Origin of the sequence: Paenibacillus sp. FSL R5-0470 (assembly GCF_037975205.1) — a bacterium.
Lineage (GTDB): Bacteria > Bacillota > Bacilli > Paenibacillales > Paenibacillaceae > Paenibacillus_AQ.
Genome location: NZ_CP150238.1, coordinates 5609319 through 5625227 on the forward strand (window position 1 = coordinate 5609319; position 15909 = coordinate 5625227).

A 15909-nucleotide genomic window follows, 5' to 3' on the forward strand; every position below is an offset into this window, starting at 1 on the left:
GCCCCTCCTTTACAATGATTTAATGTGCGAATAAAGAGGAAGCGCCAAGCAAGCCTGCCTTATTCCCAAGTGAGGCCTTAACAATTCTTACACCCGCAAAACTCTCCATAATTAAAGACTTCGTCCGTTCCTCTACCCTTTGAACTAAATCTTCTTGTTCCATAACACCGCCCCCAATAATTATAGCGGATGGATTGAAAATATGAATAATTGAGGCTAAACCCGCGGACACCTCAGTTACCCATGAATCCAAGATCTGTTTCAGAGCTTCGTCCCCTTTGTGAATTTTATCAAAAAGGACTTTTCCGTCTGTACATTCGGGATCTGCTTGCTGAGCCATCTTGACTAAAGCAGTAGTTGAAGCATACTTCTCATAAAAAGGCAGTCCCTCCACCGCATCTGACAATGGATGTGTCAGGATATGACCAAATTCGGCCGCCACCCCATCTGCTCCTTTATAGATTTGGCGGTTCAATACAATGGCACCACCAATGCCCGTACCAAACGTCAAGCATAAGAAATTGTTAAAGTTCTGGGCAGCACCATAATGAGCCTCGCCTAATGCTGCTGAATTCACATCGTTCTCTACCATAACAGGTTTATGAAAATGATTAGTTACAATTTCCTTAATCTTCATCCCTGTATATCTAGGTATATTTTCGTTAGCATAGACTATAATTCCTTCTTCAGCATTGACTTGACCGGCCGTACTTATAGCAATGGCATCAAAATCATCATTTTCTGCAATTTTATCAAGCAATCTTGAGATTACATGCGACCCTCCCAAGTGGCTCTCAGTTGCATACTCCTTAAAGTTATGAACATTCCCAAGTTTATCGCATATACACATCTTGGTATTGGTACCGCCAATATCTACAGCGAGAATTCTCATCCTTATCTACCCTCTCCGGCAATCTACTGAATAGCGTCTACAAACCTTTTGGTAATCTCCATTGGTCTTGTAATCGCTGAGCCGACTACTGCTGAAAAAACACCTAGATCAAACATTTTCTTCAGTTCTTCAGGAGTGGAAACACCGCCTTCAGCTATCACAGGCACAGAGAAGTTGCTTACGATTTGTTTAACTAGCTCGAAATCTGGAAGTGACCGCTCTTTGGTGTATTCTGTATATCCGCTTAAGGTGGTTCCCACAAGATCAAACCCCAGCTCAACGGCTTTAGCAGCTTCTTCAAATGTAGAGCAATCTGCCATAAACAGTTGATCTTTATAGGTCTCTCTTATGTGAGGAAATAGTTCTGAGATGGTTGATCCATCCGGACGAGTCCGGTCTGTCGCATCCATAGCAATGATATCTACCCCTTCGCGGTAAAGCTCATCTACTTCCTTCAGGGTTGGTGTAATAAACACTTCAGAACCTTCGTATACCCTTTTGATGATCCCAATGATAGGTAGATCCACTGTTTTCTTAATTTCTTGAATATCCGCTACGCTATTTGCCCGAATACCTGAAGCACCGCCCAAGTATGCTGCATAAGCCATTCTTCCCATTATAAACGGACTATGCAGCGGTTCTTCGGGTAAGGCTTGACTGGAGACGACTAGTTTATGTTTTATCTTTTTAAGTACATTATTTTCAGTATTCATCAGTAACCCACTCCACATTTTTATTTATTCTTTGACTGCTCCTGCTGTAATTCCATTGGTGAAGAAACGTTGGAATAACATGAACACTAGCAACATCGGAATTGCAGCAATGGTGGCTCCGGCCATTTTATATGCGAAATTAGGATTCAGATCCTGCATTAAGGTTGCAGTACCAACCATTAATGTTTTCATTTTGTTCTCTTGGCCTATAACCAGCTGCCACAAATAATCATTCCAGACTTGCACGAAATTCAGAATAAATAAGGCTCCAATACCAGGTTTAATAATAGGCACCATGATGCGAGTAAAGATTCTCCATTCATTTGCACCATCTATTCTTCCGGCTTCTCTTAAAGCGTTAGGGGTTAAATCGAAGAATCCTTTTAATAGGAAGACTCCAAATGCAGCCGCGACGTTCGGCCAAATCATACCGTTATACGAATTCACCATTCCAAATTGCTGTGTAATCCGGAATAAAGGCACGATCATAATTTCCTTAGGAATCATCAAGCTCGATATGAAAATAATGAAGATGATATCTTTACCCTTAAAATTGATCTTTGAGAATGCATAGGCAGCCATAGCGCCTACAATAATAACGATAATCGTAGATACGCCTGAGACATAAATACTATTAAACGTCCATCTTAAAGCCGGTTGGTTCTGAAACACATCCACATAGTTGGAGAATGTGATCGATTTAGGCCACCAGTCTGGAGGCATCTTCACAACATCTGAACTGTTCTTAAGCGAACTAGTGAATAACCAATACAATGGAAAAAGATTAAGGAGCGCGAAGAGGACAATGATCACATTCGATATCACATCAAACTTCTCTCTCTTCTTCTTATTTCTTATTTTCGACATGTTGTATTCCCCCTCACTTCACCTTAATCATGCTTCGTAGCTGAGGCACAGATAATAACAATGTAATCACGAACATGATAACGCCTACCGCAGAAGCTACGCCGAGTTGGTTGTACTTAAAGGCATTATTATAGAGGTAGTACATCAAGGTTACCGATGAGTTGTTCGGTCCGCCGCCGGTTAATAACTGGATGACTACAAATATTTTTAGAACAGCAATAATATTGATAATCGTAATATAGGTCGTTGTTGGTCCTACAGAAGGAATGAGGATCTTCGAAATTACTTGCCATCTGCTTGCACCGTCGATTTCTGCTGCTTCAAAAAGCTCTTTAGATACACCAATCATCGAAGCAATATACAGAATAATGGCTTGGCCCACGTTAGTCGCGAAGGTCACAAAAATCACCACTGGCAAAACTGTCTTTGGATTTCCTAGAAGATTGATCGTCCCAAGACCCATATCTTTATATATAAAAGAAATAAGTCCATTAGCAGGATTCAGCAGGAAACTCCACACCATACTCATTACAACCATGGATACCATGACCGGGATATAATAGCTCCCTCTTATAAAGGAAACGTACTTAGCGTTCTTATCAAATACAGCCGAGGCTACAAATAATGCAAAGCCCACTGTAAGTAGGACGATAAAGACTACGAATATAATCGTATTGAAGATCGCCTTGAAGAATACCGGATCATTAAACAATGTGGTGTAATTAGCCAGACCCACAAACTTCTCACTATCATAATTAATTTGGTATAAACTCAGGCGCATCCCTTCTAAGATCGGATAGACAAGAAAGGCTAAGAATACTATCATCTGAGGTAAAATAAACAGATAACCTGTAATATTCTCTTTTAGGTAATTACTACGTAGTTTCATATCGTTTACCTTTCTAATTAACAGCCCTTGGAGCCTCTTCAGACTCTAAAGGCTGTTAATCGTTTATTGTTTACCTGTTCTTAGATTATTGGAAAATAACAGAGCTAGCTTTATTCGTATCAATCACTTTATTACCATTGGTCTGATAATCTTGTACAAACTGTTCTGGTGTCTTTGCTCCCATGTAAAGCGCCTGTAGATCAGGGTACAAAACTTCTCTTAATTGGCTATATCCTGGAACGTTGCCCGTGAAGTTAAACAAATATTTTGAGTTGGCATCATAAGCAGCAAAGAGAGGATTCTCCGACTTAAGTTCTTCTGCCACAGAGCTTCTCACAGGAATACCATTCTTAGAGGATTTAACTAGTTCAGGATCACTTGAAAAGAACTTCACGAAATCTTTAGCTACTTCAGTCTTCTTCGCATCTTTAGACTTGAATACACTAGCACCCACTACATAAGTAAAGGATAGAGGATCTCCGCTTTCGGACGGAATATTAGCAAGACGCATATCAAACTTTGGAGACGTGCCGGATTCCATATTTGCTTTTGTTCCATTGAACAAGATTGGATTAGTGAAACTGATCGCTAGCTGTTGATTCTGGAACATGGCATTGGCATCATTGGAGGATACAGATTCAGCACCTGGATTTGTATATCCACCGTCATATAATTTTTTCAACCATGTAGCAGCTTTAACTCCATTCGCATCATTCAGAACAATATTCCCTTGGTCATCGAAGAACTTGTTGCCGAACATTCTTAAGTATGCAAGGTTCCACGTATCTCCTTGGTTATTTACAGCGTACAGTGCCATTGGATAGGCATTAGAATATTTGTCCTTCGGAAGATTATTTTTCAGACCATCCAAGATTTGTTGATATTCATCCAAGTTCCAAGTCTTAATTTCGGACTCTCCACCAACGAACTTTTCTAAACCAGCCGCTTTAAACATGTCTGCGTTGTAGACCAAAGTGCCTGGATTGTGTTGGAATGGGTAGAAGTACACATCTTTTCCGAACGTTACTGCATCCCAGTAATTTTGTGCGATATCACTTTTTGCGTCCTCATCGATGATGTCAGTCAAAGGCTCCAAAGCTCCACGGTGAACATAATCGCCCATCGGGAATACGCTTTCAAAGAAGACATTTGGTGGCGTTCCTCCGCTCAAGTTAACATTGAGGAGTTGGTCTCGCTGATCTCCGGCAATGACTTCGACCTGAATGTCAGCATCATATTTATCATATTGTGCCTTGAATTTTTCAGCTGCAGCCTTAAGGAAGCTATCATAGTCAGCTCCTTGTTCCGTTGCATCCACAACACCCTTCCACTGAGGGGTCAGCCATACTTTAATCGCCACTTTTTCCTTGCCAGATTTAGCAGTATTATCGGATGTATTAGAGCTTGCTGCGTTGTTACCAGAGCATCCTGAAATCAGTGAAATAATTACCATTAATACAACCATTGTCGAGAGTAAACGTTTCTTCTTCATTTTAAATCCTCCCCTATTCTAGTATCCGTTTGACATGATATTTCACTAAATCAGCCATGTTCCGATGTCCTTGTATATCAAGATGCATGTAATCAATTTCATTCATCGATACATATTCTCTGGAATCAATAAAGTGGATATCTGTCCCCGAAAGCAAAGCTGCAAGATGCTGAGAGAGCTCCATAGATTTCTCGCTACAATTACTTCCCATTGGCTTACCAATAGGAGTATTCAAATACTCTGCCCCAATGGGAGGAGGAGCGATCACAAGCACTTCTGGAGCTTTTCCGGCTGGACCTGCCCCGCTCCCTCTAGCTTTATGAGCGAGTCTAACAATACCTTGTGCGATGTTATAAGAAGTTAGTGCAAATCTTTCTTTCGTATCATTCGTCCCAAGCATGATCACTACCAAATCAAGTGGTGCATGTGACATGAGGCATGGATAGAGATAAGCTATTCCGGCTAACCCTTCAAATAGCGGATCGTCACTAACACTGGTTCTACCAGGAAGCCCTTCCTCTATGACCCGGTAAGTGTTGTACAGTTCTGATTGTAGAAGTCCGGTCCAACGTATTTCATCATTAAACCTTTGGTCCGTCTTTGCGTCGTAGCCCCAAGTATTGGAATCACCAAAGCATACGATGGTTCTCTTCATTGCATTAACCACAATATTTTTCGATCGCTTGATCAATCAATTTCATAATATCTGCAATTGGACCAGCATCTTCAGCGGCTACCCCTTCAAGCGGTGCTCTTACACTACCAATGTTTACGCCTCTTAATCTCAGAATCTCTTTAATTTCCGCATACATAGAACCCTTGAGGGAACAAAGCGCGATGATGATATCGTTGATCTCACTTTGAAGTTGTCCTGCTTCCTCAAACTTGCCGGCAAGTACAAATGTATTAGCTTGCAAGAACAGCTCCGGCATAACTGCATAAGTACCACCAATGCCAGCATCGGCTCCCATGATTCTTCCCGCAACATACTGTTCATCCGGTCCATTAAAGACCACTACATCTTTTCCACCCACTCTTTTGAAGCGTTCAATATCCATAGGTGGCATAGAAGAATTCTTAACGCCGATAACTTTTTTATTAGTAAGCAGTTTCTCGAATAAAGCTGGAGTTAGTGTATATCCCGTAGTCTGAGGAATGTTGTAGATAATGAATGGTAGAGGAGTTGCCTCCATAATATCGCTCCAGTATTTAGTTACTGCACTATCAGGTAATTTGAAATATATAGGTGGGATTGCGGATAGTGCATCATATCCTAAGCTCGCCGCATGTTTTGCTAATTCGATACTATCTCTAGTAGAAGGGGCTCCTACATGAGCAATCAGTGTCATTTTACCTTTCAGGTTACTAGCTACATAGCTAAGTACCGCTTTGCGTTCGTCCAGACTCTGGTAGATACATTCTCCAGAACTACCTCCCACATAAACACCTTGAACTCCTTTTTCAAATAAGTAATCACATAAGGCATGTGTCCGGGATTCGGAAATATTTCCTTGATCGTCATAGCAAGCATAGAAGGCAGGTATAATTCCGTGGAACTTGTTGAGTGTCATTGATAATCCCCCTTAAGATGTGAACGGTTTCTTTTCTACATATTCAAGATATCACTTAAATTTAATTCTGTAAATTATTTTCTCTATTTTTTTAAAAATAAAATTTATTTCCACCAGAATAACAATCATACTAGAAAAATAGTTTCATTTAAGTGAACGCCCATAAAATAAGACCTTATTTCCCAATTAAAAATAGAATATCGAACGATATATGCAGCTCTAGTTATTATCAGAGTAACACTATCTACGACCTTAAAGTCATCTGCCGAATTGGTAATTATTAGAAATCTTTTGCGTTTCGCAAGGGCAATAGATTATCCTTTTAAATCTAAGAAAAGTGTCTCCTACAAGGAGACACTTTTCTCCATAGGAAGCACAAACCCTAATTAACACACAATGCTCACTTAAAAACTGTGTTTTTCACGTGGACACAGCTTTAAAAAACTAATTTCTATGATATAATGAAAGCGTAACCAGAACAATACAAAATATATTGTTTCTTCGCCAAAGGAGGCTGGAGGAAATGCTAGCAGGTCTTAAAGAACTTAAAAATTGGGTAACGGAAAATTGGAATCCAACGATGAATTCAGGTAATGAGGATTATCAAAAAATGGAATATTCTGTGCAACGCCACTTGCACACTCCAAGATCCCCAAAACCACTCACCTATGAAGAAGAAGCTCGTATCAAGACTGTTAAATTCCATTAATCTCACCACCTTTAGATACAGATTTACCCTATAATAGAATCTTGTCCTAAGGCCGCAGATCCGGAAATCATTCCAGTAGAGCGGTCTTTTATTATGCCTTGAGATTATGTAACGAAAAACCTTTTCCATATTGACTCGATTTCTTGAATCAAATACATACTAAAAAACCTCCCTCTCCATGACGGCATCCCATCACTTCGAAAGAGGCTTCCTAGTATCATTTGATCTTATACAGACATTTGTCCTTTCTTCTGCAAGTCCGAAAGCTTTACCGCCTGACCTGCGTTCAATCTCGAATGTTCCGACGCGAATGCGATCAAATGACTCTGCAGGGATGCCGTCGCCGAGGTCAAACCTTGCGATGGATTGCTGTCGAATTGACGCACATTCCGCAGGAATGAGCTTACCATACGGTCATCGCCGCCTCCATGGCCATCGCCTTCCACATTGCAGCCAATCTCAACCTTCTCGCCCGATACATAGCGGTACAGCGTGAAAGATCCTTTGTCCATATCCCCGATGATCTCGCCTTGTGTTCCCATAATTTGAACCCGGCGCGTGCCGCTCTGTGTCAGCCCTGACATGATGAACGATGCATTCGCTCCGTTCTCGAACTCCATGTTGACTACCTGGTGATCCACGACATTATTATCACAGCGATACACGCAGCGACCCCACGGTCCTTCCTTCAGCGCCTTCAAGATCCCCTCTTGCGACAAATCATTCGTCATATAGCGTGCCCAAGGGTGTTCCGGGGGCTGAATATATATTTTCATCGCCGAGAAGGCGCATTCCTTCTCAACCTCACAGCCGTTGATACAGCGATCCGCGGAGCCTTCCGGAGCGTTCTCCGCCCTGAAATGCAGTAATGATCCGTACGAGCTCACGCTTGTACACGGTTGATTCATAAGCCATGAGATGAGATCCAGATCATGGCATGATTTGGCCAGTATCATGGGACTCGTCTCCTCCGAATTGCGCCAATTCCCGCGGACATAACTGTGTGTCATATGCATGTAGCCCACATTTTCGGTTAATTGAATCGTACCTATCGTTCCGAGTTCACCGTCTTCGATGCATTTTTTGATCCCAGACCAGAACGGGGAATATCGCAGGACATGAGTTACGACGAGCAATCGCTTATACCGAAGCGAAGCTTGCTCCAATTCGATGCATTCTTCCATGGAAGGAGACATCGGCTTCTCTAGCATGACATGATAGCCTAGCTCCATCGCTTTCATCGCTGGTATATAATGCATCCGATCGAGCGTAGCAATTATCATCACGTCCGCAATTTGACCCTGATCGAATACTTTCTCCCAAGAATCGTAGACATGTTCTGGGGCAATTCTATGAATCTCTGCAAATCGATTTCTACGTTCATCATCCGGCTCAGCTACGGCAACAATCTTTAATTCATTCGGGAACTTCTCCGCGTAGGGCCCATAAATATATCTTCCTCGACTGCCAGCGCCAAGTAATACAGCTGTTAATGTTCTCAAGACTACTCCTCCTCTTGCGCACCTAGTGTACTTCCATTGTAAGGCGGTAGGAACGGAGGCAAAAGAGATCGTTACTGACATTTCATATACATTTATTGACCTTGATTCTGTATATGGATCCTTGCCATACGGAAATCTTGCGGCGTCGTTTCGTTCTGCTTCTTGAAGAAGCGAATAAACGCAAGTGCTGAGTTATACCCCAGGGCAGCAGCAATTTCATTCACTTTCATCGATGTGTTGAGCAGCATATCCTTGGCAATCAGGTTACGATAGTCGTTCACATATTTAGATAACCCCATTCCAGTGATTTGCTTATAAAGTCGGGATAAATACGATGGATTCAAGCTCACGTAATCGGCCAGCGCATTTAAGGAAATATCAGTGGAAATATGTTCTTCAATATATCGATGCACCTTATTCACGACCTCTGTCGGCAATTGCGTACCCCGCAGCGCATTCCATTCGAAGAAGCAATCCGCCATTTGCGAGAAGTATTGAATCAGCTCCGACCATGATGCGGAATCTCCATAGCGATATAACTTATCCAGATCCATCAGCGTATTGATGTAATCCCGAATTTCCCGATTCTTATGGATATAGAACAGAAAAATAGCTGAAAGCGAATGATACAGTTCGATCTTCCGCTCATTCGGCGACTCCTCATCATTCCAAATGGACGTTAGTTCGGCATACAGCTTGTTGAATTGCTCCCGATGATTATTCTCGAGACAAGACATCAGCAATTGAACACGGGCGTGATAGAAGGCATCGTGGTAGTTCCCACTCAGATCACCGTTCACTTCTCTTTGAATGTCTTTATCGGTCAATATGACCTCATTAAATAATCCATGTCCTTGTACCAGGCCGTATTTGATCGAGTGAAACCGATCAGATATGTTATCCCATGTCGTTGCTTCACTTCCAAGAAGGAAAGAAACCGATAAACTCAGCAATCTCTTGCAATTTCCCTGCACAGTCTCCAGAATTCCGCTCGTATACCGATGAGCTCTGATCCAATCCTGATCCCCATATTCGATAGACGATCCATCCGGGATTTTCGGTTGAATCATCCAGACGATTTTGGATAACTCGAATACAACGGAATAGCATCTGACCTGCGTGGACAAATACTCATCGCAAATGTTCTGTACGGCGTAAGTCAATAACGCTTTATCCGGTGTCGTGAACATTTCTTTCCATGCGTCTACCCTGCCTATGAGCAAGTAAACCGGCAATGTCGCATCAAGCCGGATATCGATTTCTTTGAACGCCTGCTTTAATTGGCTATCCGATACATGCTTGCCTTGAAAGAGCTCCCACACATACTCTTTTTGCAGGGAGGGCAATGCCAGTCTCATTTTGGATTGTGCTCTAGCGATCATCTGTTCTTGGTTATTTTCTTCTTCAATTTTCTCAATCGCCCGTTCTACGGACTGAATAATTTTCTCATCACTTTCGACCTTCAGAATATAATCGAACCCACCGTACGTAATTGCGCTCTTAGCATAATGAAAATCATTGTATCCTGTTAAGAAAATAACTTTGCAGGCCGGCCACTGGGATTTGATTTCCCGAAGCAGCTCAATCCCTTCCAGTCCAGGCATCTTAATGTCGGAAATCACGATATCAATACGATGATGAGACAGTACCTCCAGTGCTTCTTCACCTGAATATGCCTTCATAACCTCGAGTTGTAAATGATCGGTCTCATTGAATAGCTCCAGAAGACCATCGACAATAATGGGAAGGTCATCGACGATTAGCAGTCGGTACATGCTGATTCCTCCTCTAGTTCGCGCTCAGATTGATTCTTACTTGAAGTCCACCAAGAGCAGAACGTGACACTGTAATGCCATATTCCTCACCGTACCGCAGCTGTATTCTGCGATGTACATTTATGATTCCGGTTGTTTCCTCCATCCTAGTGGTGGATTGACGCAGTCGCTTCTGAAGCTGTTCGATCTCCGCATCGGAGATGCTTCGGCCATTATCTTCGACATAGATGGAGAATACATCGCCCACCCGCTCACAATGAACCCATAGCTCACCCTGCTGAATCATATTGCCCAAGGCATGCTTATAAGCATTTTCGATGATCGGCTGCAGAATCAGCCTCGGCACGAAGAGATCGGGAACATCACCTTCGAACTTGACTTGTATACGGTCTCCGTAACATATGGTTTGCATGTCTACATACGTGCGAGAATGATTGACCTCCAGCCCCAGCGGAATATCATCCTCGTCATCGCGAGTAATGAACTGAAAATATTGTCCGATGTACAGGCAGAATTGATAAGCCTTTTCCTTCTGATTCTCGGATTTAATTAACCGGCACAATACAAAAAAACAATTATATAAAAAATGAGGATTAATTTGCGATTGCAATCGTTTCAGTTCGGAACGCTGGTTCCTGATTTGCTGCTCGTAATTTTCCTCGATTAGTGTTTTCAAGGATCGGATCGTATTATTAAAAGCTTGGTACAAATACCCGAACTCATCGGCTCCACGATCGATCACGATCGGTTCCAGCCTATTCTGCTGAACGCGCCGAAAGGAATGCACAAGTTTCATTAATGGCCGATAGATAAATCGTAATAGAAAGTAGGAGAAGAAAACGACAATACCCACAGCTAGCGCGCAAGCCCACCAGAACAATGTTCGATAGATCTCAAGAGAACCCAAAATCGTCTCTTCGGGAATGCACATAATCGAATAGGAATTCCAGAGACTGGAGTATTTATATACCGTAAGAAACCGCTTACCATTATACATAATCGTTTCGTATCCTTCGTCTTTTTGCAATTCCCGCTTATCCGCAGCGAAGGATTTCATTTGTTCCAGCAGTTCCGGATCCATGTTACTCTCGATCTCCCAACCACGTTCCAGATTAAGCAATACGCTCTGTCCACCACGCGAGCTGCCGATTTGAGATAACGTTTCTCTGATTTTGATAGTCGATAATTCAACCGCTACGATATAAATCGGATTTTTAACGGTATTAATGGGGTATTGCATGGAAATAAATAATCGATCGTTCCAGTAAATGAAAGGTTCTTCGTATAATCTCTTGTTTTGCTGCATAGAAGCATATTCCTGCTTATTCATCGAAGTTTCAAATTTATTGCTAAGAATCGTTCGGTCGATAAGAGGGATATACGCCCTTGCTTCTTGAATAAATGGACTTGAGTTCTTCATCAATTCAAGCCGTCTTTGGATATCTAATATTTTTTGCGCACGATCGTAATAACTCATGTAATTGCCTGTAGTTGCAATTTCCATCAAGTCTTTGTCCATCACATAGTTCGGCAAATAACGGCTGATCCGGTCTGCTTCCTTGTCGAGTGAATCCAGATAGAAGCGAGTCGTATTTAGAATAGACTCGGAAATTTCACTCCGAATATTGTCCGAACCCTTCTCATTAATCAACCAGGTAATCGCCATGAGCGGAAACAAGGCTGCCAGAAAGGCAGCCATTATTTTCTGGAATATAGAGGAATCTTTAATCAAGAATCGGATTTTCATCGTTTGTTCTCCTGCAATGCAATGTCATAGTTTTGAGTGCCCTATTTTATTCTTTGACACTCCCCATCACAATTCCTTTAATGAAGAACCGCTGCAAGAACGGATACACGATAAGAATCGGAAATGCTGCTACGAATATTTGAGCTGCCCTGCTCGTACGATCGGACAATTTGATCATTAATTCTGCCCTCTCAGGTTTAATAAAGCGGAAATCCATTTTGATAATGATCGTCTGCAGGAAGGTCTGCAGCGGATAATTCTCGGGATGATTCATGTAAATCATACCATCAAACCAGCTATTCCAATGCCCCACCATAGTGAAAAGACCTGTCGTTGCCAATGCCGGCAACGATAGCGGCACATATATTTTCCATAAGGTAGTAAATTGACCCGCCCCATCGAGCAGCGAAGATTCCTCAAGTTCTTTGGGCAGACTGCGGTAGAAATTCAGCAGCAGAATAACGTTGAACACCGTGACCGCTCCCGGCAGCACCAAAGCCCAGATTGTATCGAGCATCCCAAGGTTCTTCACGGTTAAATAGTTTGGAATAAGCCCGCCACTGAATAAAATCGTGAATACGAAAAACCATGAATAGAAGGTCCGCAGCCGAAATTGGCGAGAATCTTTGGATAATGGATAGGCCGTGATAATCGTCAGGAACATGCTGATTGTCGTTCCCATAAGGACCCGCTGAATCGATACCCAGAATGCGCGTAAATATTCAGGTTTTCCAAATACGTTAGCATAAGCAGCCGTTGTGAATTCAACAGGCCACAGGATGACTTTTCCGGCGGATGCTGCCTGCCCGGAGCTGAACGAGAGCGCCAAAATATGAATAATAGGCATGAGGCATAACAAAGATACGGATGCCAGAAAAATAAAATTACATATCAAAAACAATTTTCTTCCGAATGATCTGTTAGTACGCACGATGTGTCTCCCTTCTGAATTACCGCCAATAGCATTAGAAAATGCGGTAATTCGCTACACGATAGGCTAAGATATAGGACATAGATACGAATATGAAAGAGATGACGGATTTCAGCAGTCCTACGGCCGTAGCGAAACCGAACTGTGCTTGCTCAATCCCCATACGATATACGAAGGTATCGATAATATCTGCGCTTTCATAGACCGGAGGACTGTATAGGTTGAAGATTTGATCAAATCCGGCATTCAGTACATTCCCGATACTAAGCGTAAACATGAGAACGATAATAGGAAGCATCCCCGGCAGCGTCACATGTAACGTCTGCTTAAAGCGTCCTGCGCCGTCGATCTCCGCTGCCTCGTACAGTGACGGATTAATACTGGTAAGCGCAGCCAGATAGACAATCGTACCAAATCCGAACTCTTTCCATACATCCGATATGACCATGACATAAGGGAACCATTTGTTGTCTCCCAGGAAAAAAACAGGGTCTATACCAAACAAGCCAAGCACTTGATTGAGAATACCGGAAGATGGAGACAATACATCGATTAGAATACCGCTTAACAAGACCCATGATAGAAAATGCGGCAAGTACACGAGCGTCTGGAAGGTCCGTTTGACCCATTCTTTCCGCAGCTCATTCAGAAGTATCGCTATGGTGACCGGAACGATCATACCTGCTACAATTTTCATCACCGCAATGTATACTGTATTGAAGAATATCCGGCCGATATCGGGGTAATCCATCAGTAATTGAAGGTTTTTAAGACCAATAAATGGTGAGCCGAACAACCCTTTATTCGGTACGTATTTCTGAAAGGCCATCATAATGCCGGCCATCGGGATATAACTGAAGATGAGGACCAATACGATCCCAGGAACCAACATCAAGTGAAGCGGCCACTCCCTCTTCCACATACGCGTTAATACATTCATGCCATCCACCTCGCTATAGGACTAAAAATGAAGAACTAGGTTAAAGAAAAGAGAGGTCGTTTGTGTTCAACCCCTCGATTCTCCTGCTATCATTGTTTGTGAGTCGCGTACCATTCATTGACTTCTTTGGTCATTTCGTCGCCGCCAAGCTTTTTCCACTCTTCTACGAATTTATCGAATTCATCCACGGATACTTGATTCATCATAATCTTGAAGTATACTTCATCCCGCTTCTTCTTCAGGATTTCTTGTCGATCTGCCATGGTTGGAGTCGGTGCGCCGTAGAATTTGTTTTGTAGGTACTGTTTATTGTTCTGAATTTCAGGAACAAGTGAATATGCACCTTTTGGACCTGAGATCAGATATTCCCACCACATGTTGATATCGGTACCGTCAACATACTTCATGGCACGCTCGTAACGAGTTTTTTGATCTTTCGTCTCCAAAATGCTCTCGTCTTTGTTCTCGATCGCTTTTGGCAATATTTCACCGTTATTATCCTTTTGTTTACCAACACGAAGCGGGCTTAGAAGCCAGTAGTTGTTGCCTTTCTCCTTCAGGTCTTTACCATACTCATACACTTTCTGTTCTGGCGTCGGATGATTATCCACGACAATCCAATGGTTCAGCAATTTAATAACACCTTCCGGATGCTTCGCTTGCTTGGAGATAACATAATATTCGTCAACACCCAAACCTATCTGCGATAGTGCAGGTTCGCTATCCACCGATGGAATCGGGAATACGCCCCACTCTTGTACGACTTTACCATCCTTTACTGCGCCTTTAGCGAGCTGAGCCGGTACCCAAGACTGGCCGTATACGATACCTGCGTTGTTGTTATAGAGGAGCTCTGCTGCTTTCTCCACATCTTTAACGACGAACTCAGGATCAATTAATCCTTTCTTGAACATTTCCTGCAGCGCCTTAAGTGCGTCTTTCACTTGAGGCTGAATGTCACTGTTGACCAAATTGCCATTTCCGTCTTCCATCCAAAGATTTTCATAAGCATGGTAACTATTCAAGAATGCTATTAGTCCTGTTACAGCTGTGGACTGGTTGTTAAATGGATCTTTGCTAATTACAATTCCATACGGTTTCCCAGTGCCGCCTGGATCTTTTGTTTTGAACGCTTCTGCGATCGTCAAGAGATCCGCCATCGTCTTCGGTTCCGGCAGGTTCAATTTCTTCAGCCAGTCCGTACGTACATAGAGGAACTGATACTGGTACGGATTATAAGAACTTGGAATCCCCATGAGTTTACCGTCGAAAGTGGCGGTCTTCAGTTGCATTCCGCCATCCATCGACAAGAATTTCTTCGTCTCATCCGTCGCATTCTTGTCATATACGTCCGTGATATCCATAATCATATCCGCTTCGGTCAGCTCTTTCAGCTGTGTAGCATTAACCTTCATGAAGTCCGGAAGATCATTGGAGGCGATGGACATCTTCACTTTTTCCTTGAATTGAACGTCATCGGCGGACACCCATTTATTCGTGAGCTTCACACCGATATCTTTCTCATACGCATCATAGACCGAGTTTTTCTCAAAGCTTTCGCCCTCATCGAATTTGAGATACTGATCGCTTGCCGAAACTGTTGAAACTTCAATCACTTCATTTTTTTGTTCCACAGGTGTCTCAGGCTGCTTCTCAGGCTGCTTCTCCCCTTCATTTGTGGTTTTGCCGCATGCCGTGATAGTTAAACTTAGGATCAATGCGACGATCAGAAGTATTCTACTTTTTTTCTTCATATTACCCCTCCACATTGTCTCAAAATAGGTCGTGCATCTACTTCATGCTGCTTCTCTTCCTAGTTCTAGTATAGGAAAGGAAAGGACCCCCATCTATATACTAGTCTTTACTTTCGTATACACCTCT

Annotated in this window: 14 protein-coding genes; 1 reads left to right on the plus strand and 13 read right to left on the minus strand. The window is 42.6% G+C overall.

Going from position 1 to position 15909, the window contains the following annotated elements; genetic code table 11:
• Positions 1-19: 19 nt before the first annotated feature.
• The 7 genes from MKY99_RS24795 to MKY99_RS24825 form a co-directional block, all read right to left on the minus strand.
• On the minus strand, positions 20-892 hold the full coding sequence (locus MKY99_RS24795; RefSeq protein WP_339266883.1) for an ROK family protein: 873 nt from the start codon (positions 890-892) through the stop codon (positions 20-22).
• A gap of 23 nt (positions 893-915) precedes the next feature.
• Positions 916-1605 (minus strand): N-acetylmannosamine-6-phosphate 2-epimerase, encoded by a 690-nt coding sequence (locus MKY99_RS24800; RefSeq protein WP_042191372.1) that lies wholly within the window; start codon positions 1603-1605, stop codon positions 916-918.
• Between the two features lie 24 nt (positions 1606-1629).
• The gene (locus MKY99_RS24805; RefSeq protein ID WP_339266885.1) at positions 1630-2472 is read right to left on the minus strand and encodes a carbohydrate ABC transporter permease; all 843 of its coding nucleotides are present in this window, start codon (positions 2470-2472) and stop codon (positions 1630-1632) included.
• Positions 2473-2485: 13 nt separating this feature from the next.
• Positions 2486-3361, minus strand: a complete 876-nt coding sequence (locus MKY99_RS24810; protein ID WP_042191374.1) for a sugar ABC transporter permease — start codon at positions 3359-3361, stop codon at positions 2486-2488.
• Between the two features lie 85 nt (positions 3362-3446).
• Positions 3447-4853, minus strand: a complete 1407-nt coding sequence (locus MKY99_RS24815; RefSeq protein WP_339266886.1) for a sugar ABC transporter substrate-binding protein — start codon at positions 4851-4853, stop codon at positions 3447-3449.
• Between the two features lie 13 nt (positions 4854-4866).
• On the minus strand, positions 4867-5508 hold the full coding sequence (locus tag MKY99_RS24820; RefSeq protein WP_339266887.1) for an SGNH/GDSL hydrolase family protein: 642 nt from the start codon (positions 5506-5508) through the stop codon (positions 4867-4869).
• A gap of 4 nt (positions 5509-5512) precedes the next feature.
• Positions 5513-6424, minus strand: coding sequence for a dihydrodipicolinate synthase family protein (locus MKY99_RS24825; RefSeq protein ID WP_339266888.1), 912 nt, complete (start codon positions 6422-6424; stop codon positions 5513-5515).
• Between the two features lie 523 nt (positions 6425-6947).
• Here MKY99_RS24825 and MKY99_RS24830 point away from each other — a divergent pair.
• Positions 6948-7133 carry a hypothetical protein gene (locus MKY99_RS24830; RefSeq protein ID WP_042130754.1) on the plus strand — a complete coding sequence of 62 codons (186 nt, stop codon included), beginning with the start codon at positions 6948-6950 and terminating at the stop codon, positions 7131-7133.
• Between the two features lie 227 nt (positions 7134-7360).
• On the opposite strand, the gene MKY99_RS24835 is transcribed toward MKY99_RS24830, so the two are convergent.
• From MKY99_RS24835 to MKY99_RS24860, 6 genes are all read right to left on the minus strand, one after another.
• Complete coding sequence (locus MKY99_RS24835; protein WP_076286026.1) at positions 7361-8635, minus strand: Gfo/Idh/MocA family oxidoreductase; 1275 nt, start codon at positions 8633-8635, stop codon at positions 7361-7363.
• Between the two features lie 92 nt (positions 8636-8727).
• On the minus strand, positions 8728-10410 hold the full coding sequence (locus MKY99_RS24840) for a response regulator (RefSeq protein ID WP_339266891.1): 1683 nt from the start codon (positions 10408-10410) through the stop codon (positions 8728-8730).
• 13 nt (positions 10411-10423) lie between these two features.
• Entirely contained in the window at positions 10424-12157 is a 1734-nt protein-coding gene (locus tag MKY99_RS24845; protein ID WP_339266893.1) for a histidine kinase, read from the minus strand.
• 46 nt (positions 12158-12203) lie between these two features.
• A complete protein-coding gene (locus tag MKY99_RS24850) occupies positions 12204-13088 on the minus strand; it encodes a carbohydrate ABC transporter permease (RefSeq protein WP_042191389.1) in 885 nt (294 codons plus the stop codon).
• Between the two features lie 34 nt (positions 13089-13122).
• A complete protein-coding gene (locus tag MKY99_RS24855; protein ID WP_042191391.1) occupies positions 13123-14028 on the minus strand; it encodes an ABC transporter permease subunit in 906 nt (301 codons plus the stop codon).
• An 89-nt stretch (positions 14029-14117) separates the two neighbouring features.
• Entirely contained in the window at positions 14118-15782 is a 1665-nt protein-coding gene (locus MKY99_RS24860) for an extracellular solute-binding protein (RefSeq protein WP_042191393.1), read from the minus strand.
• Between the last annotated feature and the right edge of the window lie 127 nt (positions 15783-15909).

What these genes read in the sequence shown, in the direction of transcription:
- MKY99_RS24795 (WP_339266883.1), bottom strand. Translation starts at nt 892, where the DNA reads ATGAGAATTCTCGCTGTAGATATTGGCGGTACCAATACCAAGATGTGT.
- MKY99_RS24800 (WP_042191372.1), bottom strand. Translation starts at nt 1,605, where the DNA reads ATGAATACTGAAAATAATGTACTTAAAAAGATAAAACATAAACTAGTC.
- MKY99_RS24805 (WP_339266885.1), bottom strand. Translation starts at nt 2,472, where the DNA reads ATGTCGAAAATAAGAAATAAGAAGAAGAGAGAGAAGTTTGATGTGATA.
- MKY99_RS24810 (WP_042191374.1), bottom strand. Translation starts at nt 3,361, where the DNA reads ATGAAACTACGTAGTAATTACCTAAAAGAGAATATTACAGGTTATCTG.
- MKY99_RS24815 (WP_339266886.1), bottom strand. Translation starts at nt 4,853, where the DNA reads ATGAAGAAGAAACGTTTACTCTCGACAATGGTTGTATTAATGGTAATT.
- MKY99_RS24820 (WP_339266887.1), bottom strand. Translation starts at nt 5,508, where the DNA reads ATGAAGAGAACCATCGTATGCTTTGGTGATTCCAATACTTGGGGCTAC.
- MKY99_RS24825 (WP_339266888.1), bottom strand. Translation starts at nt 6,424, where the DNA reads ATGACACTCAACAAGTTCCACGGAATTATACCTGCCTTCTATGCTTGC.
- MKY99_RS24830 (WP_042130754.1), top strand. Translation starts at nt 6,948, where the DNA reads ATGCTAGCAGGTCTTAAAGAACTTAAAAATTGGGTAACGGAAAATTGG.
- MKY99_RS24840 (WP_339266891.1), bottom strand. Translation starts at nt 10,410, where the DNA reads ATGTACCGACTGCTAATCGTCGATGACCTTCCCATTATTGTCGATGGT.
- MKY99_RS24845 (WP_339266893.1), bottom strand. Translation starts at nt 12,157, where the DNA reads ATGAAAATCCGATTCTTGATTAAAGATTCCTCTATATTCCAGAAAATA.
- MKY99_RS24855 (WP_042191391.1), bottom strand. Translation starts at nt 14,028, where the DNA reads ATGAATGTATTAACGCGTATGTGGAAGAGGGAGTGGCCGCTTCACTTG.
- MKY99_RS24860 (WP_042191393.1), bottom strand. Translation starts at nt 15,782, where the DNA reads ATGAAGAAAAAAAGTAGAATACTTCTGATCGTCGCATTGATCCTAAGT.